Source organism: Campylobacteraceae bacterium, from assembly GCA_013215945.1.
Lineage (GTDB): Bacteria > Campylobacterota > Campylobacteria > Campylobacterales > Arcobacteraceae > NORP36.
This window is the reverse complement of sequence record JABSOM010000021.1, coordinates 1-25,099: the sequence shown is the minus strand read 5'-3', so window position 1 is coordinate 25,099 and position 25,099 is coordinate 1. Positions and strand designations below refer to the sequence as shown.

Below are 25,099 nucleotides of genomic sequence, written 5' to 3'. Positions count from 1 at the left end.
TCTTATTCAACTCTAAGTTGTTTAAGGTAAAGCTTTTTTTTTGCCTACTAACTATTGATTTTAACTGAATAGGATTAGATAGCCTTTTTTTTATAATTTTATATTATTTTTGAAAATGAATTGTATTCCTACCTTCTTTTTTTGCAGTATATAAAGCTTCATCTACTTTTTTATATAATTCTATTGTTTCATTTTTTGGATTTTTCCTAATTTGTATTAAACCAGCTGATACCGTTAAGTTTTTGGATATTTCACTGTTTTTATGTTCTATTCTTAAAGATTGAATATTCATGCGTAATTTATTTGCAAGAAATAATGCATCTTTTTTTAACTCAACATTGAATAAAATAGCAAATTCTTCACCTCCCACTCTAAACGTATAATCATCTGGCCTTTTAAAGGTAGTTTGAATACAAGCGGCAACTTTAATTAAAGCTTCATCTCCTGCTTGATGACCATAAGTATCATTGTATTGTTTGAAAAAATCTATATCTAGTAAAATAAAATTAAGTGTATATCTATGTCTAGAGGAGTTCTTAATTTCACTTTTAAACATAATATCAAAATGTCTTCTGTTGTAAAGGTTTGTTAATGCATCTGTTATAGATAAGGTTTCAATATATTTCTTTTCAGTTATATCTTGCCTTACAGAGGTGTAACCAATGAGTATGTTTGAATTATCATATTCAGGTGAAATAGTTGCATAAACCCAATATTCTTTACCATTCTTCTTTTTATTCTTTAGTTCACCTTTCCATACTTTCCCTGTTAATATTGCTTTTGAGATTGAGGTAAATGATTCTTTATCATAAATAGTATGCATAAAAATACTATGCTTTTTACTCATTAACTCTTCTTTAGAATATCCCGATATTTTAGAAAATGCACTGGTTGCATATTTTATTTTTCCTTCTATATCCATAATTGAGGCGATAATCGTTTCATCGTATAATTCCAATATTTTCATAAAATGACTTACTTTATTTTCTAAGTCATATACAGCATTTGTTTTATTAATATACTTAACAGAAGAGCTAATAACATTACTTGCTGCATTTAGGTTTGATTTATCAAAAGAGAAAATTTCATTGTTTTGTTTAAGTTTATCGTAATGACTTAAATCAGATTTTACAGGTAATGCAAGTATGATTAATATACGATTAGATATTGACTTTAATTGTTCAATTAGGTGTTTATTGAGTAAAGAATTATTACTTATATTACAAATTATTACATTGTCTTTTTTGTTGTCAAACTTATCAAGAATATTAAATTCATAATTATTTAAGCTACAGGTATTAAAATGATTTTTAATACTCGTAAAAAGAATATTTGAATATTTTGATTTATCATCAATATAGAAGAGATTTGTATCTTTGCAAATTTTTTTTAATAATTTAAAATCACTCATAATAGTTCCTATAAAGGAACAGTATAACATAGTAATAAAGAATATTATTTATTTATGATGTTTTTTTAATTCTTTGATGTTTAATTTATGACACATTTTTATTCCATATAAAAAAATCATCCATGAAAGATATATCCAAAAAAAGACAAATAAAAGGGTTGATAAAGAACCATATAAAGTTGTGTATGTCTGATTGTACAGGACATAGAATACAAAAAGATTTTTGGTTATTGCAATGCTTGCTAAAGTAAAGAAAGACGATATTAAAGCAGCTTTTGGAACAATATAGGTATTAACGCTTAATTTAAATAAATAATACATAGTAAGCCATGGAAAAAAGAAAGAAATTATTTTTATAAAAAATGAATTTGAATAAAAAGTTATAATGATTGAAAAGATAATAAAAGAAAAAGGAAGTGCAATTAAAAAAAACAAATAAAAGAAAAATGTTTTATACAGTGGTTTTCTTTTACAATTATGTATTTTATTAACAATATATTCATAATCTTTAAAAAACATAATAAAAACAAAACACATATAAACAATGCCCATATATCCGAGTTTATCAGTGTTGGAAATAAAATTATTAAATGTTTGCACTATAACAACAGAATTTGTTGGATTTAAAGAATCCAGAATTAATGCCATAAATTGTTCTAAGTATTCTTGAAAGATTTGTAAAGAGGATACTATGAAAATAAGTAAAGCTAATATAGGTAACATTGAAAAGATAGTAAAAAAACTAAGTGATGCCGCATAATAACTTGTATCATCATTAAAAAATGATGTTAATGTTTTTATGATTTTAGGAATTAGTTTTTTTTCCATCTTTTTTCCTTTTATAGCCCTATTGAAAATACTCTTAAATTTTTATTGGCTAAATTTTTTTAATCATCATTTAACCCTAAGAATTTAATATAATATAAATTATATTGTTCTGTAACTGTTAAATTACTGTTTTCAATAATATTTCCTTCTTCATCTTCTAATTCATAGTCATCGTATTCATTTTCTTTTGGTAAAAATCCAAATGTTCTTAACATTTTTGCCATTGATTCCCATGAAAGACCTTTTAACCATGAAAACTGACCTTCTTCAATTTGCTCAACTCGTGTATAAAATGGAAGTTGTGCATCTTCTTCATCATAAGGAAAAGTGAAAGAAGCAATTTTTTTAAATGATTTTGCATCAAAAATATAAACAGTTTGGTCAATTGCATAAAAAATTGTACCAATATTTTCTTTCGTAGTATATTCTTTTATAAATTCTTTAGAAGGAAAAGGTTCTCCCTCAATTTTTAAATGTGAAGCAAAAATATCTGAATGTACAAAGTTATGATTGGAAAAAACTTGTCGTATGTTTATAAAACTTTCTTGATTGGGTGCTATTAATAAAGAAGCAGAATATAAGTAGTTTAAAATAAAGATATCTTTATTTTGTACTTTTCTTGTTGTATTTGGAATTGCTTCTTGAAGCAGATCATTAAATTTACTAAACTCAATCACAGAATATGAATTATATGTTTCTATTACTTCTGCACTTGCAAGAATAATTGAATTGTTTTTTCCAATTTTGTGATTGATTATTCCAGATTGTCCTAAAGCTAAATTTCCTTTTGTAATTTTGGCTTTATTACCTATTACTTCAAAAATCTGTAAATTCTCTTGTTTAAGTGATACATTAGCACTAAGTGCCATTGAAGAAAAAAGTACTATAAAAAAAAGTGTAATTTTTTTGCTGAACATATTTAAATCCTTAATTATTTTGTAATTGTTTTAATTTTTCTCTTACATCATCTACATGAAGTGTTTCTTCTTTTGTTTTTCTGTCTTTTTTTCTCACCGATACTTTTTCCCAGATGGCTACAATCTTTCCACTTGGATCAATTATAAAAGTAGTTCTTACAATACCCATGTTTTCTTTACCCATGAATTTTTTAAGTTGCCATACACCATAGGCTTCGCACATTATTTTTTCAACATCTGCTAATAAAGTAATATTTAAATTCTTTTTTTCAATAAAAGAACGATGTTTTGATGTTGTATCTGCAGATACTCCCAAAATAAAAGCATCTAGGTTCTCAAATAACTCTTCTTGTTGTGTAAAATCTTCTGCTTGAATAATACATCCTGGCGTTAAATCTCTTGGATAAAAATATAATACTATCCATTTCCCTTTGATATCTCGTAAGCATATTTCAACATCATCTTGATTTAAAGCACAAAAATCCGGTGCATCTTGTCCAATTTCTAACATCATCTTCCTTTAGTATATTATTTAATTGCTATAAAAGTAGCAAAGTTTACCCATTTAAAAAGGGTCTCACAATGAGAAAAACCAGCATCTTTTATCATTTTTATATTTTCTTCTTCTGTATAAGGTATTAAAACATTCTCTAAGGCTTCTCTTTTTTGAGAAATTTCAAACTCTGAATACCCTTGTTCTTTTTTAAACATATAGTATTCGTCTATACATTGTTTATTCAAGGTATTATTATTTGAAATAACTTTTTCACAAAAAATAAAAATACCTTTTTTATTTAATGAAGAATGTATTTTTTTAATTAATTTTTCTCTTTTTAGGGGTCTAATAAATTGTAAGGTATAGTTTGACATGATTAATTTAGCATCATCTAAAGGATAATCAAAAATATCACTCTCTATAAGATTAATATGAACGCCAAAAGCGTTACACTTATTCTGTGCTCTTTTTAACATAGCAGAAGAGCTATCAATGCCATAAAGATTCAAGGGAATCTTCGCGTGTTTGGAAAGTTCAATAAGTGTGCTTGCTGTTGAACATCCTAAATCAAATACTTTATCGTCTTTTTCAAGAAAGTTTAATGCAAAATTAATACTTAATCGCTGCATCTCTTTATAATAAGGTACGGATCTATTTAACATGTCATCAAATACAGAAGCAACTTCTTCATCAAACTCAAATTGTTTATTTATAGATTTCTCAAATACTGTGTCTTTCATGACATGATTTTATCTAAATATGTATTAATTTATATTTATCCTAAGAGGCTAAATCCTTAATATTGATACTAATTATGAAAATACTCTTTTGTATTTTTTATATCCATTTGTATTTGATTTTTTAAGGCTTTAAAAGAGTCAAATTTTTGATTTTCTCTAATGTATTTACAAAATTTTATTTCTATTTTTTCATTTTTAACAAAGATGTCTTTATTTAAAATATGTGTTTCTACTGCATATTTACCATCTGTTGAAGTTCTATGCCCTAAGAATGTTACAGAATCATATACTTGCTCATCTACTATTGTTTTACTAATATAAACACCGTCTTTTGGTAAAAGGTAATCTTTTACTTCAATATTAATTGTAGGAAAAAAATCTGTTTTTCCTAAACCTTGTCCTTTTATGTGTAAACCTCTTATTTTATAAGATTTACCTAAAAGAATATTTGCATTTTTTATATCAGCATTTTTTAAATACTCACGTATAACTCTTGTATGAATTGCAATATTATTTACGGATATTTCATTTAAAACAATAACTTCTCCCTCGAAAAAATGTTTTAATTCTTTTGTTCCACAAGAACGGTTTTTACCAAAATGAAAATCAAAACCTACTACAATTTTATTAAGAAGGGGGAACTCTTGCACTAATAAATTAACAAATTCTTGTCCGCTAAGAGCTTTTATATCTTCAAGGGCATAATAGAAAATGGGATAAGAAGAATATTCTTCTCTGTTATTAAAAGGAGTTAAATTAGCATAACCTGAGTCAATAACAATAATAGCTCCTTTTCTTGAAAGGTTTGAAAAAAGTGTTTGGTGCGCAGTATGCATACCATCAAAACCACCAATAGCAATAGATGTGATACTTTTTTTATCTGCAGAGCTATTATTTTTACTTAACATTCTTTTGTTTTCTTTTTTGTGAAATAAAACAGTTCTTCATTATTACCTTCTTTTCCTGTCACTTTTGAAAAATTATTATAACGTAAGGTCCAATTTAATGCTTCGCAGGTATCTGTAAACTTTTTTCTTGCTTTTGTTATGGCTTTTAAATCCAGAACGACACCTTTTGTATTTCTTTTAACATTAGATCCCACTTCATATTGTGCTTTAAACAATATAATTATATCTTTTGAAGCCAAACGGTTAATGTCTTCAATAATATATAAAATTGAAATAAATGAAACATCACAAGTAACAACATCAAATTCATACGAAGATGTAAAATCTCTAATGTCTGTATTCTCAAAAAAATCAATATTTTGATTTTCTTTTACTTTATCATGCAGTTGATTACTTCCTACATCAACACATGTTACATGTTTTACTTTATTCTCTAATAATATTTGTGTGAATCCGCCCGTACTAGAACCAATATCTAATGCTCTTGTATTTTCTAAATTTAAATGAATTTCTTCTAAAAAATGCTTTAATTTGTAGGCAGATCGACTGACATAAAAATCTTCTTGTAAGATTTCTATAATGGGAGTATCTAAAACTTGAAAAGAAGCTTTGGAAATGATTTTTCCATTAAGTTTAATTTTATTGTTTTTAATAAGTTCGCAGGCTTTGTTTCTGCTTTGAAGTTTAAAGTGCTCATATAAATATTTATCTAATCTCATAAATGTATTATATTTAAATTCATATTTATTTTGCATTAGCGATTTTTATATACACTTTGTTAAAATGCCATATGAAATATTGTAATGAAGAATTTAGCTTTACTTATGAAGAAAAAAAATCAAAATTTATTGCTTACTTATGTCCTTTTAGAGATTTTAAAGAAACAATGAAAAAATTAAAAGTAGCACATCCCAAAGCCAGACATTTCGTTTATGCGTACAGGCATTTAAATGAGAACAATCAAATTGTTGAGAACTCAAGTGATGATGGAGAACCCAGAGGAACCTCAGGTAAACCTACCTTGAATGTATTAGCTGGTTATCCTTTAATTAATACGTGTGTAATTATTATTCGATATTTTGGTGGGGTTAAGTTAGGTACAGGTGGTTTGGTACGTGCGTATTCAAGTGCTTGCAATTTAGTAATTAATGAGGCATCATTATTCCAATATGTAAATCTGATAGAAAAATCACTTATTTTACCTTATAAAGAGCTTCAAAAATGTGAATATTTATGCAAACAATTTAGTATTAATATTCTTTCTAAAGAGTTTAATAATGATGTTACTTTGAGACTAGAAGCAACAAAAGAGAATTTTATTTCTCTTGAAAATAAATTAATTCAAGGTTTAGAACTTATGTAAATAACTATAAAACTTATTTTAATATTTATGATGTTACACTTTAATCACTTTTTGTATTGGAGAGTTGATGCAAGTATTTAAAATCTTTTCTCTGTTTTTCTTTTTGTATTCTTTTTTATATTCTAAAGAGAATATAAATATTAACTTTCAGAATCTAAATATAATGGATTTAATTAAACTCACCGCTAAAATAAACAATAAAAATATACTTTTATCTAAGCCAATTAAAGGAAAAGTTAATTTTATTTCTAATAATTTGGTGAATAAAAAAGAAGTGCTTAATATTCTTAGATATGTTCTTGATGAAAAAGGATATTCTTTAATTCAAAGCAATGAAATTTTACGTATTGTCAAAAAAAAAGGAAAAACTCAAAACGTTTCAACTAAAAGTCTTTTTTTAAATAAACATAATAAAACTAAAATCTTAAAGAATGAAAAAAGATTTGAAGTAATTTTTTTAAAAAATATTGAAGCAGCAAATATTTTAAAAATACTTAAAGAGCTTAATTCAAAAAAGAAAGCATTTAAATCATCTTTTTTGCAGTTCTCTATTGATGCATCCTCAAATGCTTTAATCATACAAGGCAATGAGTCTCAATTAAATTTTATAAAAGCATTGGTATCTGAACTTGATAAAGATAAACTTCAAGTGTATGTGCAAGCAAGAATAATAGAAGTCAATGAAAAACGTATTTCTGAAGTGGGTATTAAGTATGGAGTAGAGGGAGGAAAAGGAAATTCAAGTGGTATATTTACCTTTGCTTCTACTTTAAATAATGGAAAAAGCATAGCTTTTTCTATAGAAGATATAGGACTTAATCTACCTAATCTTACATCTGGGTTAGCACTAGGAGCTAGCATTAATTTGCTAAAAGAAAATTATGCTTTAGATATAGTTTCAGAACCCTCTATTTTGTGTATAAATAATCAAGAATGTTCTATTTATGTAGGAGAAACTATTTCTGTCAAAACTTCAAATACACTTTCAAGTGGAGGAGTATCTAAAGATTCTTTTATTAGAGAAGACATAGGTCTTAGCCTAAAAGTAAAACCAAGAATATCAAACAAAAATAAAGTCATGCTTCATATTGAAGCTGTTTTAGAAGGAGTTACCAATAGAGTTTCACTTAGTGGAAATCCTGATACTTCCAAAAAAGAGATTAAAACAACAGCTATTGTAAATAATGGAGAATCCGTAATTATTGCAGGTTTAATTGAAAATAAAATAGAAATAACAAATACAAAAGTTCCCTTATTAGGGGATATTCCTTTTGTTGGTAATCTTTTTAAGAACAAAAATGAAAATAATATGCAAACCAGTTTGGTTATCATTATAACGCCATATATCATACCAAAATCAAAAGATCTCTCTTATGTAAGAGAACAATTAACACAATTAAAAATACTTGAGAGTAAATATACCAAAGAATTAGAACTACGATTACTAAAAAATAAACTAAAAAATAAAATACGCAAACAGAATTTTGAAAGTGAATTAAGAAAAATAAAAAAAGAATTAAGGTACAAAACAGAAGATAATAAAGAAAAGAAAAAAGAGAATCATTTTATGATAGAACGTAAACTTAAAATTGATCGTTTATTAGGAAAAAATTAAGTTTATATTAAAAATGGCAATTTAAGGTGCCTCTTTATTTTACACTTATCCTTTCATACAATTATTATTTTTTAATTATTAAGTTAAATAAATATTACTTTATTTCAAATAATTTAATGAAAAATACTTCAAATATCTTAGTTTATCAATTTTATAAAGAAAGCTAAGTCCTAAACTTAGGAGTTCTACTGATTAATTATTAATATTAAAGATTAAAATATAAGTAAATCATATATAAAGTTAATTAAATGTAGTATTGTCTATGAATAAATTCAAAATATTATTAGTTGATGATTTACAAAATAATCTTTATATATTAGAATTACTTATTTATGAATATTTTGACGATGTTGAAATTATTCAAACACTTAGTGCAAAAGAAGCATTAGAAATCGTTCTTAAAGTTGATGTTGATCTTATCTTTTCAGATGTTCAAATGCCTGACATGGATGGATTTGAATTTACTAAAATATTGAAGAGTTATAAAAAAACTCTGCATATTCCTATCATACTTATAACGGCTTTATCTCTAGAGCGAGGCCATCAAATAAAAGGTTTTGAAGTAGGCGCGGTTGATTATATTACAAAACCCATTGACAGAGAAATTTTGATACCAAAAATTAAAAATTTTAAAAAAATATTTGAGCTTCAAAAACAAACATTAAAACAAAATGAAGAAATTAAAATATTGGCATACTATGATACCCTTACTGGTTTGGCCAATCGTAAAACAATATCCAAACGAATAGACGAAGAAATACATTTTTCACTTAGAAATGGAACCATATCCGCTTTGATATTTTTAGATCTTGATGGATTTAAACATATTAATGATTCTTTAGGGCATGATTGTGGAGACAAAGTTTTACAACTCATTGCTAAGAAATTAGAAAACAGTATTCGTGATTTTGATATAGCTGGTCGTATTGGAGGGGATGAATTCATAGTTCTTATTCGTGGAAATGAGAAAGATCCTGGTATAAGTAAAGAACAATTTTCTGTACTTTTAAATAGAATATTAGAAAATATAAATGAGCCATTTGAAGTTGATGGCATGCCCTTACATGTTGGCGCTTCCCTTGGTGTAGCACTTATGCCTCAAGATGGAGAAGATTCTAATACCATTATCAAACATGCAGATAATGCTATGTATAAGGCAAAAAATTCTGGAAAAAATCGTGCTGTATTTTATGATTCCAGACTTCAAACAGAAGCAGATAAATTGCTTTTTTTAAGAAGTGAATTAATTCAAGCGGTTAAAAATGGTGAATTTATGATGTACTATCAAGCCCAATATGACTTAAAAGGCGAGAATATACTTGCTTACGAAGCGTTGATACGATGGCAACATCCAAGTAAAGGCATTATATACCCTTCTGAATTCATACCTTATTTGGAACAATTTAATTTGAGTTTTATGATAGATAAATATGTTTTTGAGAAAGTTTGTACTGATCTTAAAAACAATGTAAATGTATCAATCAATCTTTCCGCTAAAAGTTTTGAAAACAATGAATTTGTACAATTTTTAAAAAAAATCATTAAAAAATATAAACTGGATACCTCAAAAATCACTTTAGAAGTAACAGAAGCTTCTTTAATAAAAAACATTGACAATAGTTTTTTAAAAGACATAAAAGACTTGGGTTTTAAAATTTCCATTGATGATTTTGGAACAGGGTATTCAAGTCTTTCTTATATCTCTAGTATGAAGTTTGATGAGATAAAATTAGATATGGCTTTTGTTCAAGCTATTTCAAAATCTAAAAGAGATGCAGATATTTGTAAATTCATTTTACATATGTTTAGAGATCTTGATGTTAACATAGTAGCTGAAGGTGTTGAAACGCAAGAGCAGTTAGCGTTTGTAAGTAAAGAAGGTGCAAATGTTATCCAAGGTTATATCTACTCAAAACCACAAGCTCTGCCCCTAAAATAAGGAAGGAATCTCTCTGTGAACAAACAAAATATAAATATTTTCATCATAATTTTTGAACTCTTAAGTGTGTTTATTTTAATTGTATTATTTTATATGATGAATATGCATAGTAAAAATTTAAACAATGCCGTTGAGAACCGTTTTAGCATGACGGAAGTTGCAGATAAACTAAGACAAAGTTCAGATGACCTGACTCACTTTGCACGAACCTATACCATAACAAATGACAAAAAATTTAGACAACAATACTTTGATACTTTGGATATAAGAAATGGCAAAAAAGAAAGACCCAAAAATTATACAGCTATTTATTGGGATTTAACTAAAGAAATAAGAGAATTAAAACATCCCGATACAAAAAAAGTATCGCTTAAAGATATGATTGCCGTATTACCTTTTAGTGCTTTAGAACTGGCTAAAATCACACAAGCTGAATTTAATTCAAATGATTTGGTAAATCTAGAAGTAAAAGCATTTAATTTAATGGAAGAAAAAGTTCCTGATCAAACTTTAGCGATTGCATTATTACATTCTAAGGATTATTATCTGGCCAAACATAAAATCATGAATCCTATTGATGATTTTATAGTTATGTTAAACAAAAGAACGAAAGAAAATACGAATAATATTAAATCAAAAATTAATATAAATATTGTTTTATTGATTATTTTTATACTTATCTTTAGTCTTGGGAATGTTTTTATATATTATTTCCTTCGTAAAAAAGAAGCTCAAAAACTTTGGTTTAAAGATGGAATTGCAGCACTTAGTGCTGATTTGTCAAAAATTGATATTAAGAATAATGAAACTTTGCAAAACATAAGTAAGTATGTAAATGCGGGAGTCGCTGCTTTGTATATTTTTGATAAAGACAAAAAAATATTAGAGATGGATAGCAGTTATGCGTATGTGAAACAAAATATGCAAAAACATAGTATTTTATTAGGAGAAGGAGTTGTTGGACAAGTGGCTAAACAAAAAGAGCCCATTCTTTTAAACAATGTTGTTAATGACAGCCTTAGTATTACTTCTCTTTCACATAATACAAAAACAATGTTTTCATATACACTTGCTTTAATGTATCAACATAAAGTGTATGGTGTTCTTGAGTTAGGATTCACTGAAAAAATAAATGAAAATGTTATGCTCTTTTTAGATGCTATTACTACTCCTTTAGCTACTTTTATTTATTCAAAACAACAAAACGAGAAAATAAAAAGCTATTTAGAGTATGAAAAAGCTAATAACATTGTTATGAAAGAGCAGCACCTGCAGCTTGAAGAAGCAAATTCACAAATGGAAGAACAACATCAGCAACTCGAAGAAGCAAACTCACAAATGGAAGAACAACAACAGCAACTCGAAGAAGCGAACTCCTATATGGAAGAACAGCAACAACAATTAAAAGAAAGCTCTTATGCACTAAAAGATAAAAATGATGAACTTGAACTTTCTAGTAAATATAAATCAGAGTTTTTAGCCAATATGTCTCATGAACTAAGAACCCCTTTAAATGCAATCATAGTGCTCTCAAATATGTTAGAAAACAATAAGTTCAATAATCTTGATAAAGAAGAGATTAAAAAAGCTTCTATTATTCATAAAAGTGGGAATGAACTTTTATTACTTATCAATGATGTTCTAGACCTCTCAAAAATTGAAGCAGGCAAGATGATATTAGAAGAAGAATTTTTTAGTTCGAAAAGCTTAATTGAGGAGTTAAGTAATTTATTTAATGCACAGATAGAAGAGAAAAAACTTTCTTTCATTATAGAAGATAATTTTAATTCCCAAATATGCAGTGACAAAACAAAAATACTTCAAATACTAAAAAACTTTATATCCAATGCACTTAAATTTACAAAAACAGGCAGTATTAGCTTAAGAATAGAAACCTTAGATGAAAGAAAACTCCAAATACTGGTGTGTGATACAGGAATTGGGATAAAAAAGGAACAGTTAGAGTCTGTATTTAATGCATTTGTTCAAGCAGATGGTAGTATTAGTAGGGAATATGGGGGAACAGGACTTGGTTTATCTATTAGTAAAAAGATGGCAGAGTTTATAGGTGGAGAAATAACACTTCAATCTACTGTATTAAAAGGTTCTACTTTTAGTCTTATCTTACCCATTGTAATACAAAATGAAACAGATGAAAGAATAGCTGAGAACAAGATAAGTGATGAAATTACAAGATATACTTCTTCTACGAATGATTCACAAGAGTTACTTGGAAGTAAAATTTTAGTAGTAGATGATGATATACGAAATATATTTATACTGTCTGAATTTTTAAGCTCACATGGTGCAGATGTAATTACGGCACATAATGGCAAAGAAGCAATTGATAAATTAGAAGCCAATGATAATAATATTGATATCATTCTTATGGATATAATGATGCCTGTAATGGATGGATATGAAGCTACTGAACGTATAAAAGAGAATAACAAAAGCAAAGATATCCCTATCATCGCACTTACAGCAAAAGCAATGCAAGAAGATAAAGAAAAAGCCTTAGATGCTGGTTGTAATGATTATGTAACAAAACCTATTGATACCAGTCTTTTATTATCTATCTTAAGCGGTTACCTTGGCAATAAATAATGGCACTAAAAATTCTAATAGAAGGGAATTTAAATACAAAAGATATTAAGTCTTTACATATACAGTTAAATGACTCTGCAAACAATAGTTCAATAAATATTGAGTTTAAAGATACAGAGTATCTTCCTTATGTGATTGTAAAAGACTTACTTATTTTAAGAGATAAACTACAAATATCAACGTCTAAAAAATCGCTGTATATGTACTTATCAAATTTAGGAATTAACAACGATTATAAATACAAAAAGAATTTTCATAATTTTCAATATATACAAAATGTAAAAGCCATCGCGATTGGTGGAAGTGCTGGTAGTATTAATGGTTTAATGGAGATTATTAAAAATTTGCCTTTTGCAGATATCTCTATCTTTGTGACACTTCACATACTTCCTGATAGAGCTTCTTTGTTAAGTAAGATACTTAGGAAAACAACAGACTATAATGTTGTTGATGTAAGTGATAAGTTACAAATTCAAGAGTATACAATATATATAGCACCTCCTAATAAACATATGATTATTAAAGACAATTACATATATCTAAGTGATAGTAAGCATGTCAATTTTTCCAGACCCTCGATAAGTGTTATGTTTGAGTCTTTAGCTTATGAATATAAAAATTCGCTTTTAAGTATACTGCTTTGCGGATATGGGAAAGATGGTTCTGTTTCTATGAATATCTTAAAAAAAAACAGATGTGAAGTGATACTTCAGAACCCAGATGAATGTGAAGCTAAAGATATGTTACTGCATGCTATTAGCGAGAGTGACAAAACACATGTCCTAAATTTAAAAAATATACAAAGTTATTTAGACTTAAAACTATCTCCTTCTCTAAGTTTAGAAAGCGATATTGAAAACTTTTTACAAAAAATTTATGATACCTATGGACACGATTATAGAAACTATGAATTAAAATCTATTAAAAGAAGAATTGAATTTGTAAGCCTGCAAGTGAATGCAAACAATTTTGCACAATTTAAACAAATGGTGTTAAAAGACATAAATATTTTTAATGAGCTAAAATCGGCATTTTCAATTAATATTACAGAGTTTTTTAGAAATACAGAGGTTTTTAAAAAAATATATGATGAGGTACTGCCTAGCTTAAGAAAACTAAAATATTTAAGAATATGGTGTGCAGGTTGTTCACGAGGAGATGAAGCCTATACCGTTGCTATACTTTTAAAAAAGTCTGGTTTATTAAAAAATGCTCAAATATATGCAACTGACTTTAATGAAACCATATTAAATGAAGCTATTAATGGTATATATCCAATTGATTTATTTGATAGTTTTAAAGACAATTACCGTAAGTATGATGAGAAAGATAATTTTGAACAATATTTTAATTTTAATGATAATTCTTTTGAAGTCAATACTGAAATAAAAGAAAAAGTATTGTTTTTTAAACATAACTTAGTAACAGATGCTTCCATTAATGAATTTAATATTATATTTTGCAGAAATGTACTTATTTATTTTGATAAAGACTTGAAAAGTAAGGTATTTAATCTTATGGATGAATCCTTGAGCGAAAATGGTTTTTTAGTTTTGGGTGAAAGTGAGAGAGCATTAAAAACTTTAAAATATGAACGAATAGGAAATAAAAAAATTAAGATTTATAAAAAAACTTAAATTAAAAGAACTGTATATTCATTAATTATAAAAGTATTGGAACAAAGACAGATTTTGTTTCATACTCTTTTCTCTAGCACTTTTCACATATATAAAATTATTGTATAATTTTATATATAGGAGTCACGTATGTTAAAAATATTTTTTTGTTTTTTGTTTTTTTTATCTTCTTTGAGCGCTTCTAAAAGTCTTGAAAATATCTATAGTTTTGACCTTTTTGATATTGATAATAATAAAATCTCTTTATCCAAATATAAAAACAAAGTATTGTTAATTGTAAATGTTGCAAGTAAATGCACGTTTACTTCTCAATACGAAGGTTTAGAAAAACTATATACCTTATATAAAAATGAAGACTTTATGGTTTTAGCTTTTCCTTCTAATGATTTTGCAAAACAAGAACCTGGTAGTAATGCAGAAATTAAATCTTTTTGCAGAATAAATTATGCTGTTGATTTTGATTTATTTTCAAAAATCACTGTTAATGGAGAAAATACAAATCCCTTGTATCAATTTTTAAAAAATGAAGCGCGAGGCATTTTTTCTACAAAAAGTATTAAATGGAATTTCACAAAATTTTTGATTGATAAAAAAGGAAAGGTTATTAAACGTTATGCACCTTATGTTAAACCCTTAGATATAAAAGAAGATATTAAAGAACTATTGAGTAAATTTTAAGCGTGTAAAATTATAAATATCTGCTTTCTAAAAGAGAAAATATTTTTAATTCTAAAGTGCTTTTATTTTGATCTTTTGCTTCTGTAATAAGATAACAATCATTACAAACAATAGCAAGATTTTCTAAATGAAAGCTTCCACCTTGTTTTATTTCTTTTGCAAATAAAAGTTTTGCATCTTCGCTTTTTAGTAAAAGTCCACATCTGTCACATCTATATTGTGCTCTTTTCCATGCAAGGTTTTTTCTTCGTTTTAAATCAATGGGGTTTTTATCTTTAAAAGGTTTAGAATCAACTTCATAAGAAGACCACAGTTCCTCTTTGTTTACTACTTTTTGTGTTTGTACTTGATAGGGATAATTACTGTATTGATGCACTATGTCTTCTATGATTTTTTCTTCTCTTAATTTTAGGCTGGAAATGTTTTTACTTTGTTCAAAAATTGTAAATTTAAAGGGGATCCTCGGATAGGTATTTTCAATAAAAGTTTTTAAACTATAAGAAAAGTATTCTATATCATTTTTAGTATAATAAGAATTAAAAATGGTTTTTCTATAAATATATAAAGAAACAACAGGTATAAAAATAATCAATGATATAAAAATAAACATATTTCCTAAAGCCATAAAATTCCTTTAAATAATTTCTAAATCAATTTGATGCTTAGAAAGACTTTCTTTTGCTTTTTGGTGCTCTCCAGATGCAAGTAAAGAAAGTTCAGAAATAAATAGAACAGGCATATTAATATCTCTTTGTAAAATCTTTTCGAATATTTTCATATTATTATCAAATAAATTAAAATATCTTTGATCATCAACTAAAACAAAATCAGCATTATTATCAAATGCATCCATTACAATTCTTGCGGCAAGATTATAGGTAAATTCTTTGTTAATATTAAACGTGTTAAGTGCCAAATCTGTTTTCATCTGGGCTAGGTTTAATTTTGTTGCTTGAAGTTTATTTAATAACTCCAGACTTTCTTTTTTAGGATTATTTCCATGATAATAAAAAATATTGAAATCATTAAAATCAAATTTAATATTGCTTTTGTTTATTGTATTTGAAAAATGTATTTCTTTTTTACTTGTTTTAATAGCTGTTTTATTTAAAAGTTTTAATTTATCTTGTAAAGTATTTATACGTGTTTCAATAGTATTATCAAAATCGTGTATTCTCGCATTTAAGGCAGTATGATAAGAAGCAGCAAAAGGAATACTAGTTAGTAATCTTAGAATACTTTTTTCTTCATCTTTATATTTTTCAATAATATCAGAAGCTAAGAGTAAAAAAGCATCTCCTAAATAGTTTGTATGAATGTTAAGCGTATTTGATGCATAAAAATATTGTTTGTATGTTTTATAGTTTTTTTCAAATTCTTTTATCATATAAGAGGGAAGAATATTCATAAAAGTATGTTTTTTTATCAAGTCAAATTTTTCTAAAAAGTCTTTTTCATCAATGATTAGATCTTTATTTGCTCTTGTAATTGATATGGGTTCAATTCGAATATCTTTACCAAAGGTTTTAATGAGATCTTCTATACTAATGTTTATTTTGCTGTGTATGCCATTAATACAAAGTAAAAAATCTTCCTTATTTTCATAAGCAAAAGGATTCTCTTCATTAATAGTATTCAAAATATCTAAGAGTGTTTTTTCTTCTTTGATTTTAAGATAATTTTTTGAATAATAGGGTAAATAATCCATCTTATAATCAAATCTAAAAACTTCTACTTCTAATCTCATTGTTTTACCTTTTAGCCTCTTAGTTAATTTTATATTTATGTTTGGCTTCTTTATTCATTATGACGGCTAACATTTGCCCCAATTCCTTTTAATTTACCTTCTAAGTCTTCATATCCTCTGTCTAAATGATAGATTCTGTGAATATTAGTTTCTCCTTTTGCTACAAGTGCTGCTAAAACCAAAGCAGATGATGCTCTTAAATCTGTAGCCATTACATCTGTTGCACTTAAAGTACCTTTTTTCCCATGAATACTTGCGATATTACCATTTAAATGAATATCAGCGCCCATACGAACAAGTTCACTTACATGCATGTATCTGTTTTCAAAAAGACGTTCATCAATAATTGATGTTCCATCTGCTTGTGTAGCTAAAGCCATAAACTGTGCTTGCATGTCTGTTGGAAAACCGGGATACTCACTTGTAATAATATTAACAGGTTTAATACTTGTAGTTGGGAGTATTGTTAAGCTTGTTTCCTCTTTTATTAATTCAAAATTCATTTCTTCAAGTTTTGAGATAACTGCACTTAAATGTTTTGGCATTATATGTGTTATTTTTAGTTTTTCATTTGCAATTGCACCTGCACAAAGATAGGTACCTGCTTCAATTCTATCAGGAATAATATCAAAATCTTTAAATTCTAAAAGCTCTTGGTTATTACCAACAATAGTAATTTCAGAACTTCCTATTCCTTTTATATCTAAACCTGCATCTTTTAATACTTCACATAATTGAACAATTTCTGGTTCTTTAGCTGCATTTATAATTCTTGTTGTACCTTTTGCAAGAGCTGCTGCCATAATAGTATTTTCAGTTCCACCTACTGTTACTTTATCAAATACAATATCTGCACCTTTTAAACCATCTTCACAACGTGCTTCTATATATCCATTTTTAATTTCAATACTAGCACCCATTGCTTCTAATGCTTTTAGATGTAAATCAACGGGTCTTTGACCTATTGCACAACCTCCTGGAAGTGATACTTCACAGTACCCAAAACGTGTTAACAAGGGTCCTAGTACTAAAATAGAAGCTCTCATGGTTTTAACTATGTCATAAGTAGCTTTGGTTTCATTAATGTTAAAGGTATTAACACGTATCGTATTCTTTTCTCTTTTTCCCGTACTTCCTAAATTATTTAGTAGTTTTAAAAAGGTGTTTGTATCTACAACATCAGGCATATTACCAATATTAATAGTATTCTTTGCTAGTATTGTTGACGCTAAAAGCGGTAAAGCAGCATTTTTTGCTCCTGATATTCTTATTTCACCACTTAGTTTTTTCTGACCAATAATTTTTAAATATTTCATTTTATTCCTCTTAAAGTAATTCTTCTTTTGTATTTTCTAAATAAATAGATTGTGATGGAAAAGCAAAACTTGCATTATTGTTTTCTACAATTTGCATAATCTTAAAATTCACATCTTCTTTGACTCTCATAAATTCACCCCATGAGGTTGTTTTTGTAAAAAAGTAGCAAAATACACCAAGTGAACTGGCATCAAAATTAGTAAAATAAATATAAATTGTATCTTGATGAATATCTTGATGTTTTTTTAGCATCTCTTTTGTTTCTTTAACTATATTTTGTAAGTCTATTGCTTTTGTACTATAAGTAAGACCTAGGATTAACTTGATTCTTCTTTTTCCCATTCTTGACCAGTTTAATATTTCACTGTTAGCTAATACAGCATTAGGTACTGATACGAGTGCTTGTGCAAAAGTTCTAACTTTGGTTGATCTTATTCCTACTGCTTCAACTGTACCTTCTACCACAGGAGTTTTAATCCAATCTCCAATTTTAAAAGGTTTATCAGAAAAAATTACAAGGGAACCAAAAAGGTTAGCAACAGTATCTTTAGCAGCAAGTGCAATAGCCATACCAATTAGTCCTAAAGAAGCCAAAAAACCAGTAATATTGTATCCCCAACCCTGCAGAATACTTACAAAACCAATAGCTACTATTATTACTTGTATGGATTTAGTAATTAAGTTTACTAAATCTTTTCCTAAACTTTTTACCTTTAATTTTTTAGAAGAAGCAATAAAAATATTGCTCAGCGGCACAGCCATTTTAAATAAAGCCAAAAAGATAATAAAGGTAAAAACAGAGCTAAGAATGTGACCTGAAAAAACATCAATTTTTGAAGGTAGGTTTAGGTATTCAAGAGAGAATTTAAAACCAAGTGCAATTATAAAGAGTTCTAAAGGAGCCCTTAATACAAGTATTATTTCATCATCAATGGTAGTTGTTGTTTTATGAACAAGTTTATCTAGGATATAAAACATTGCTTTTCTAAGAATTTTCCGCAGTATTAAAAAAAATAAGAGTATAAATGCAGCTATGATTATTCTGTCAATTTCTTCTGAGAATACAATCACTAATTTCCTTTTTTTATCTTGTTTTAAAAATGCTTAATAATAATGATATATTAACGAAGATTCTATTAAAATCTCATTTGAATTAAGAGCTTAGGATTAGAATGGAAGAACAAACGAAAAAGGGTGTTAAGTATATGATACTTGCATCTTTCTTATTTGCAATTATGGGTGCATTTGCTAAAGAATTAAGCAACTCCATGTCCTCAATTGAAATTGTATTTTTTAGAAATGTATTTGGGGTTTTTATTATTGGATACTCAATTTATAAACGGCCCTTAAAACAAGTAGGAGGCAAACCCTTTTTACTTATGTTTAGAGGCTTAATTGGGTTTATTGCTTTATTGTTTTTCTTTTATACTATTTCTAAGATTTCTTTAGCTGAAGCCATGACTTTTTCAAAAACGTCTACTATATTTACAGCAATTTTCGCATATTTTTTTGTAAAAGAAAAATTAGGTAAAAAAGGTTGGTTGGGAATATTTATTGGCTTTATTGGAATTCTTTTCATAACAAAATTTGATGGCTCTTCTTTAGAGAAAACAGATTATCTTGGAATTCTAGCAGGAGTAGGGGCTGGACTTGCATATACTTCAATTAGAGAGCTTAAAAATTATTACGAAGGTCGTACAATAGTTTTGTCTTTTATGCTTATTGGAACTATTGCTCCTATTATTTTAATGTTAATTGGTACTTTTTATCATAATTCTAGCTTAGATTTTTTAATTTCTAGTTTTATTTTACCTTCGTCTAATGATATTATCTTTATTATTCTACTAGGATTAGTATCCAGTTATGCGCAAATTTATATGACAAAAGCATATAGTGTCGCAAAAGCTGGAATAATTGGTACAATATCATATTCTAATATAGCCTTCTCAATTGTATTGGGTTTAGTGCTGGGAGACTCTTTTCCTGATATATGGATTATACTTGGAATATTTTTAATTGTAATTAGTGGATTACTAGTTTCTAAAAAATAAGGATTAACAATGAATGAAATAGCCGTTTTCGACGTCGTTGCTACGCTTTTTGTAGTGATAATGGTTGTATGGTATATACATGATAAGTATGTACAAAGAGACCATCAGTTACTGGTTAACTACCCAATAATTGGACGATTGAGATATGTACTTGAAGAAGCGCGTGAGCCTTTTAGACAGTATTTTGGAGATGAAAAGTTTTATGAGTCAAAAGATAAATTAGATTGGGTATATAAAGCCGCAAGGGATTTACCAAATTATGCATCTTTTTCACCCGCACAACCTCTTCCCAAACCTAAGTGGATGTTAAGACATGCCAATATTGTATTAAATGAGAACGAAGTAAGTAGAGATTTTTCTGTTTCTTTTGGAGAGCGAAGAAAAAAACCTTTTCACTCAAAATCAATAATTGCACGTTCTGCTATGAGTGATGGTTCAATATCACCAGAAGGTACACGATCTTTTGTATGGGGTTCGTATTTGGGAGAATTTCCTATTAACTCAGGTGAAGGTGGATTAACTTCTAACTTTTTTATAACGCACAGAAATTATAATGCAAAATACATGACACTCGTAAAAGGAACTAAATTTCAAATAATGATGAGAGAAACAGCTTTAAAATTCTTTAATGCTGCGATTGCTTCTGATTTATACAGAAAATTGGTATTTAAAGATGATCCTGAAGCAGAAACGTATATGTTAAATGCCAAAGAGAATACTTTTTACAGACCTAATTGGGATGCTCCTGTTGAGAATTTTCCAGAAGAAGTTCCAGAAGATATGCCCGATATTATTATGCAAATTTCTTCGGGATTATATTCTGTAAGAAATCATGATGGAACATTTAATCCTGAGCGTTATGAAAAAGTTATGAAATTCTGTACTATGACAGAAATTAAAATGGCACAAGGTGCAAAACAAACAGGTGGAAAACTAACAGCTGATAAAGTTAGTCCTGCAATTGCTTATTATAGAGGTGTTAAAGCCCATGAGAATCTTTTTGCAGCCAATAGATTCCCTTATGCAAATTCGGTAGAAGAATTGTTTGATTTTATGGGAACACTTCAAGAATTATCTGGAAAACCAGTAGGTATGAAAATAGTAATTTCAGATCTTGAAAATATTGAACCTTATGCTAAAGAAATAGCAAGAAGAAAAATAAGTGGAGAACCATATCCTGATTATATTGCAGTTGATGGTGGATCTGGTGGATCTGCTACTGCACCTATTGAAATGATGGAGAGAATTGGTCTTAATATTAGAGATGCTATTTATTTAGTAGATAAAGTATTAACAAAATATGGTGTTAGAGATGATGTTAGATTGGTTGCTAGTGGTAAAGTTTTAACTCCTGATGATATTGTAATTATTATGAGTTTAGGTGCTGATTTTATTCAAATAGCACGTGGAATGATGATGGCTGCTGGCTGTATAAGGGCAAGATATTGCTCTGGTACTACAAAACATCACTGTCCTGTAGGACTTGCAACGCAAGATAAAAGTAAAAGAAAAAAATATTTTGTACATAAACATGCAAAATATGTACGAGATTACCATAAAAACTTATTAAATGGCGTTAGAGGTCTTATGGCTGTTATGGGCTTAGATCATTATAAAAAACTGGATAAACACAGATTAATGTTTTTAGATCGTAACTCAAAAGTTCATGATAATATTGATAAAGTATTTGATAGAATATTAGATATTGGAAAAGACTATGATGATGAATATCACAGTAAAAAAGATATTTCGTAAAAGAAAATTAGATTAAAAAGGGGGATGAGCATTTGCTTATCCCCTTTTTTTTATTTGCGTAAAGCACTCTTAATCTCAAATATAGTACCCTAAATGACAATGAAGAATAAAATACTAAGGCTAATATTATGCAAAATAAAAAATTAAAAATATTAACAGGACCCTGTGTTCTAGAAGACAGGGATACTGTTTTTGCAATTGCAGAAAAACTATTGCCCTTAAGTGAAGATAAAAGAGTTGAATTTTATTTTAAAGCCTCTTTTGATAAAGCGAACAGAACTTCTTTAAGTTCATATAGAGGCCCAGGATTAGAAGATGGCTTGAAATTACTTGAAGAAATAAAAAAAGAGTTTGGATATAAAATAGTTACAGATATACATGAATCGTACCAAGCAGCACCAGCTGCAGAAGTAGTAGATATTCTTCAAATTCCTGCTTTCTTGTGCAGACAAACAGATTTATTAGTAGCTGCTGCTAAAACCAATACTATTATTAATATAAAAAAAGGGCAGTTCTTAGCAGCAGATGCGATGAAACATCCTGTTGAAAAAATACTGCACACCAGAGGCGTTCAAGATGTTTCATATGAGAACTCAGAAAAAAATAATATTTGGTTATGTGAAAGAGGAAATACTTTTGGTTATGGTGCTTTAATTGTTGATATGAGAAACCTTCTTTTATTAAAATCTTATGCACCTGTTATTTTTGATGCTACTCACAGTGTTCAAATTCCAAGTACTGGATTGACTACAGGAGGAAATGCTCCTTTTGTTCCTTATATGGCAAGAGCTGCTGCTGCTGTTGGAGTGGATGGTTTTTTCTTTGAAACACATGTTGATCCAAGTGTTGCAAAAAGTGATGGTCCTAATATGTTAAAAATTGAAGATTTGTATACCACAATCAATCAAGTTTTTGCAATTAAAGAAGCTTTGGGAAATTAAAATATTAAAAAAACTTGGACTTAAAACTCTTTTTAGAGCTTTAACTTTTTTTTGGGTATAATCGCAATAATTAAAACAAATAATAAAGAAATACTAGTAAAAATAAATTAAATTTTATCATATAAAACTAGTATTTTATGGAGTAAACAATGAAAATAATTGAAGGTCATTTACATTTAAATGGGGAAGAAAAAGTTGCTATTATTAATGGTAGATTTAATCATATTATTACTGATAGACTGGTTGAGGGTGCTAAAGATTCATTTATCAGACACGGTGGAAATGAAAAAAATCTTGATTTAATATTAGTTCCAGGTGCTTTTGAAATTCCTTTTGCTTTAGATAAAGCTTTAGCTTCAGGTAAATACGATGCTATTTGTTGTGTGGGCGCTGTAATAAGAGGAGCTACTCCTCATTTTGATTATATTTCAGCAGAAGCTACAAAAGGAATTGCAACAGTTGCTTTAAAATATGGAAAACCTGTTGCAAATGGTGTATTAACAACAGATTCAATTGAGCAAGCAATTGAGAGAGCTGGTTCTAAAGCTGGTAATAAAGGTGCAGAAGCAATGACTACAATTATTGAAATGTTAGACCTTTTCAAAGTAATGGAGAAATAATTTGGCAACACGTACACAAGCTAGAGAATCAGTAATTGGTTTATTATATGCAGTTGATTTAGGTAACGATGGAATCGTAAAATTTGTTGATGAAATATTAGAAGATAAAAAAATCAGAAATAAACAAAAAGACTTTGCTTTGGGTTTATTTAATGGTGTTATTGATAATTTAGAAGCAATAAATGAAGAAATAATTAAACATCTAAAACAAGGTACCATTTCAGATATTGGAAGTGTCGAAAAATCAATTTTACGTTTGGCTGTATATGAATTATTGTTTGTAAAATTAGAAAAAGCAATTGTTATTAATGAAGCAATTGAATTGTCTAAACGTTTAGGATCAGACAGTGCTCCTAAATTTGTTAATGGGCTTTTAGATAACGTTAATAAGGTTTAAAATGGAACTTTGTGTTTCTTTAGATTTGCCAAGTGCAAAAGAAAACTTGGCTTTGGCACAAAGTTTAAAAGATAAAGAGCTTTGGTTAAAAGTCGGTTTTCGAACATTTATAAGAGATGGAAAAGATTTTTTACAAGAATTAAAAAAAATTAATCCTTCTTTTAAAATATTTTTAGATCTTAAACTTTATGATATTCCTAATACTATGGCAGATGCAGCGCAAGAGATTGCTTCACTTGGTTTAGTTGATATGTTTAATCTTCATGCCAGTGCTGGTAAAGAAGCAATGCAAGGCGTTATGGAGCGAATTAAAAACATTCCTAATAAACCTCTTGTTATTAGTGTTACGGCACTTACTTCTTTTTCAAATGAAGCTTTTAAAGAGATATACAATGAAGATATAAGTTCAAAAGCTATTAAACTAGCACGTGATACTTACGAAGCAGGTGTTGATGGTGTTGTCTGCTCTGCTTATGAAAGCAAAGATATCAAAAATCATACTTCTTCTACTTTTATTACTTTATGTCCTGGCATCAGACCTTTTGGAGAAGATGCGGGCGATCAAAAAAGAGTAGCTGATATAACGTTTGCAAAAGAAAACTTTGTTGATTATATTGTGGTGGGAAGACCAATATATAAAGCAAACAATGCAAAACTAATTGTAGAAAGAATTCTAGAAAAAATATAAATTTTAAGTAGGTATTAAGTACTTACTTAGTCCTACTTATGGCTATTTCCTTTAAATGAGTAAATTAAAAAGTATTTTTAGAAAGCAAATAATTTTAAGTATATTTTAAGTGATATACTATTATAATTCCCATCCAAAAACGATACAACGTTTAGGAAATAGACGGACAGGTGGGTGAGTGGCTGAAACCATATCCCTGCTAAGGATACGTACTGGCAACGGTACCGAGGGTTCGAATCCCTCCCTGTCTGCCACGTAATAGATTTCATACCAATTGGGTCATTAGCTCAGCTGGTTAGAGCACTCGGCTCATAACCGAGTGGTCGAAGGTTCGAGTCCTTCATGACCCACCAGTTATAAACTTATTGCGGGAGTAGCTCAGTTGGCTAGAGCCTCTGCCTTCCAAGCAGATTGTCGCGAGTTCGAGTCTCGTCTCCCGCTCCA

The 25,099-nt window shown here is 28.1% G+C and carries 23 protein-coding genes and 3 tRNA genes; 15 read left to right on the top strand and 11 right to left on the bottom strand.

Translation table 11 applies throughout. The annotated features are described in order from the left end of the window. Positions 1-103: 103 nt before the first annotated feature. The 7 genes from HRT41_15830 to HRT41_15800 all read right to left on the bottom strand — a co-directional run bounded on the left by HRT41_15830 (position 104) and on the right by HRT41_15800 (position 6,019). A complete protein-coding gene (locus tag HRT41_15830) occupies positions 104-1,411 on the bottom strand; it encodes a GGDEF domain-containing protein (protein NQY25489.1) in 1,308 nt (435 codons plus the stop codon). A 48-nt stretch (positions 1,412-1,459) separates the two neighbouring features. After that, on the bottom strand, positions 1,460-2,239 hold the full coding sequence (locus HRT41_15825) for a YihY/virulence factor BrkB family protein (GenBank protein ID NQY25488.1): 780 nt from the start codon (positions 2,237-2,239) through the stop codon (positions 1,460-1,462). Between the two features lie 59 nt (positions 2,240-2,298). After that, complete coding sequence (locus HRT41_15820) at positions 2,299-3,156, bottom strand: plasminogen-binding N-terminal domain-containing protein (protein ID NQY25487.1); 858 nt, start codon at positions 3,154-3,156, stop codon at positions 2,299-2,301. A gap of 10 nt (positions 3,157-3,166) precedes the next feature. Next, positions 3,167-3,667: a peroxiredoxin gene (locus HRT41_15815; GenBank protein NQY25486.1), complete on the bottom strand. Its 501-nt coding sequence runs from the start codon at positions 3,665-3,667 to the stop codon at positions 3,167-3,169. A gap of 17 nt (positions 3,668-3,684) precedes the next feature. Then, complete coding sequence (gene cmoA / locus HRT41_15810) at positions 3,685-4,392, bottom strand: carboxy-S-adenosyl-L-methionine synthase CmoA (GenBank protein ID NQY25485.1); 708 nt, start codon at positions 4,390-4,392, stop codon at positions 3,685-3,687. 68 nt (positions 4,393-4,460) lie between these two features. After that, positions 4,461-5,300 carry a bifunctional riboflavin kinase/FAD synthetase gene (locus HRT41_15805; protein ID NQY25484.1) on the bottom strand — a complete coding sequence of 280 codons (840 nt, stop codon included), beginning with the start codon at positions 5,298-5,300 and terminating at the stop codon, positions 4,461-4,463. After that, on the bottom strand, positions 5,294-6,019 hold the full coding sequence (locus HRT41_15800) for a TlyA family RNA methyltransferase (GenBank protein ID NQY25483.1): 726 nt from the start codon (positions 6,017-6,019) through the stop codon (positions 5,294-5,296). Before HRT41_15800 ends, HRT41_15805 begins: the two co-directional genes overlap by 7 nt. Positions 6,020-6,090: 71 nt before the next feature. Between HRT41_15800 and HRT41_15795 the strand changes: the two genes are divergently transcribed. From HRT41_15795 to HRT41_15770, 6 genes are all read left to right on the top strand, one after another. Further along, positions 6,091-6,663 (top strand): YigZ family protein, encoded by a 573-nt coding sequence (locus HRT41_15795; GenBank protein NQY25482.1) that lies wholly within the window; start codon positions 6,091-6,093, stop codon positions 6,661-6,663. Positions 6,664-6,730: 67 nt separating this feature from the next. Then, entirely contained in the window at positions 6,731-8,278 is a 1,548-nt protein-coding gene (locus tag HRT41_15790) for a hypothetical protein (GenBank protein NQY25481.1), read from the top strand. Between the two features lie 262 nt (positions 8,279-8,540). Beyond that, positions 8,541-10,217, top strand: a complete 1,677-nt coding sequence (locus HRT41_15785; GenBank protein ID NQY25480.1) for an EAL domain-containing protein — start codon at positions 8,541-8,543, stop codon at positions 10,215-10,217. 15 nt (positions 10,218-10,232) lie between these two features. Further along, on the top strand, positions 10,233-12,824 hold the full coding sequence (locus HRT41_15780) for a response regulator (protein ID NQY25479.1): 2,592 nt from the start codon (positions 10,233-10,235) through the stop codon (positions 12,822-12,824). After that, a complete protein-coding gene (locus HRT41_15775; GenBank protein ID NQY25478.1) occupies positions 12,824-14,461 on the top strand; it encodes a hypothetical protein in 1,638 nt (545 codons plus the stop codon). The genes HRT41_15780 and HRT41_15775 overlap by 1 nt, the downstream gene beginning before the upstream one ends. A gap of 129 nt (positions 14,462-14,590) precedes the next feature. Next, positions 14,591-15,139, top strand: a complete 549-nt coding sequence (locus HRT41_15770) for a glutathione peroxidase (GenBank protein NQY25477.1) — start codon at positions 14,591-14,593, stop codon at positions 15,137-15,139. Between the two features lie 10 nt (positions 15,140-15,149). Here the strand turns inward: HRT41_15770 and HRT41_15765 are convergent, their stop codons facing one another. From HRT41_15765 to HRT41_15750, 4 genes are read right to left on the bottom strand one after another with little or no spacing between them, the layout of a single operon-like run. Beyond that, a complete protein-coding gene (locus HRT41_15765; GenBank protein ID NQY25476.1) occupies positions 15,150-15,764 on the bottom strand; it encodes a hypothetical protein in 615 nt (204 codons plus the stop codon). Between the two features lie 9 nt (positions 15,765-15,773). Continuing rightward, complete coding sequence (locus HRT41_15760) at positions 15,774-16,886, bottom strand: hypothetical protein (protein ID NQY25475.1); 1,113 nt, start codon at positions 16,884-16,886, stop codon at positions 15,774-15,776. 50 nt (positions 16,887-16,936) lie between these two features. Further along, positions 16,937-18,202, bottom strand: coding sequence for a UDP-N-acetylglucosamine 1-carboxyvinyltransferase (murA, locus tag HRT41_15755; GenBank protein ID NQY25474.1), 1,266 nt, complete (start codon positions 18,200-18,202; stop codon positions 16,937-16,939). Positions 18,203-18,212: 10 nt separating this feature from the next. Beyond that, positions 18,213-19,274 (bottom strand): mechanosensitive ion channel family protein, encoded by a 1,062-nt coding sequence (locus HRT41_15750; protein NQY25473.1) that lies wholly within the window; start codon positions 19,272-19,274, stop codon positions 18,213-18,215. Between the two features lie 101 nt (positions 19,275-19,375). Here HRT41_15750 and HRT41_15745 point away from each other — a divergent pair, with 101 nt between their 5' ends. The 9 genes from HRT41_15745 to HRT41_15705 all read left to right on the top strand — a co-directional run bounded on the left by HRT41_15745 (position 19,376) and on the right by HRT41_15705 (position 25,099). Then, positions 19,376-20,254, top strand: a complete 879-nt coding sequence (locus HRT41_15745) for a DMT family transporter (protein NQY25472.1) — start codon at positions 19,376-19,378, stop codon at positions 20,252-20,254. Between the two features lie 9 nt (positions 20,255-20,263). Beyond that, positions 20,264-22,009, top strand: coding sequence for an FMN-binding glutamate synthase family protein (locus HRT41_15740; GenBank protein NQY25471.1), 1,746 nt, complete (start codon positions 20,264-20,266; stop codon positions 22,007-22,009). A 128-nt stretch (positions 22,010-22,137) separates the two neighbouring features. Beyond that, a complete protein-coding gene (gene kdsA, locus HRT41_15735; GenBank protein ID NQY25470.1) occupies positions 22,138-22,950 on the top strand; it encodes a 3-deoxy-8-phosphooctulonate synthase in 813 nt (270 codons plus the stop codon). 149 nt (positions 22,951-23,099) lie between these two features. Further along, positions 23,100-23,570, top strand: a complete 471-nt coding sequence (locus tag HRT41_15730; GenBank protein NQY25469.1) for a 6,7-dimethyl-8-ribityllumazine synthase — start codon at positions 23,100-23,102, stop codon at positions 23,568-23,570. A 1-nt stretch (position 23,571) separates the two neighbouring features. Then, on the top strand, positions 23,572-23,967 hold the full coding sequence (nusB, locus tag HRT41_15725; protein ID NQY25468.1) for a transcription antitermination factor NusB: 396 nt from the start codon (positions 23,572-23,574) through the stop codon (positions 23,965-23,967). 1 nt (position 23,968) lies between these two features. Then, positions 23,969-24,655 carry an orotidine-5'-phosphate decarboxylase gene (pyrF, locus tag HRT41_15720; GenBank protein NQY25467.1) on the top strand — a complete coding sequence of 229 codons (687 nt, stop codon included), beginning with the start codon at positions 23,969-23,971 and terminating at the stop codon, positions 24,653-24,655. Between the two features lie 164 nt (positions 24,656-24,819). Then, a tRNA-Ser gene (locus HRT41_15715) sits at positions 24,820-24,909 on the top strand. 22 nt (positions 24,910-24,931) lie between these two features. Beyond that, a tRNA-Ile gene (locus HRT41_15710) sits at positions 24,932-25,008 on the top strand. Between the two features lie 14 nt (positions 25,009-25,022). Then, a tRNA-Gly gene (locus HRT41_15705) sits at positions 25,023-25,099 on the top strand.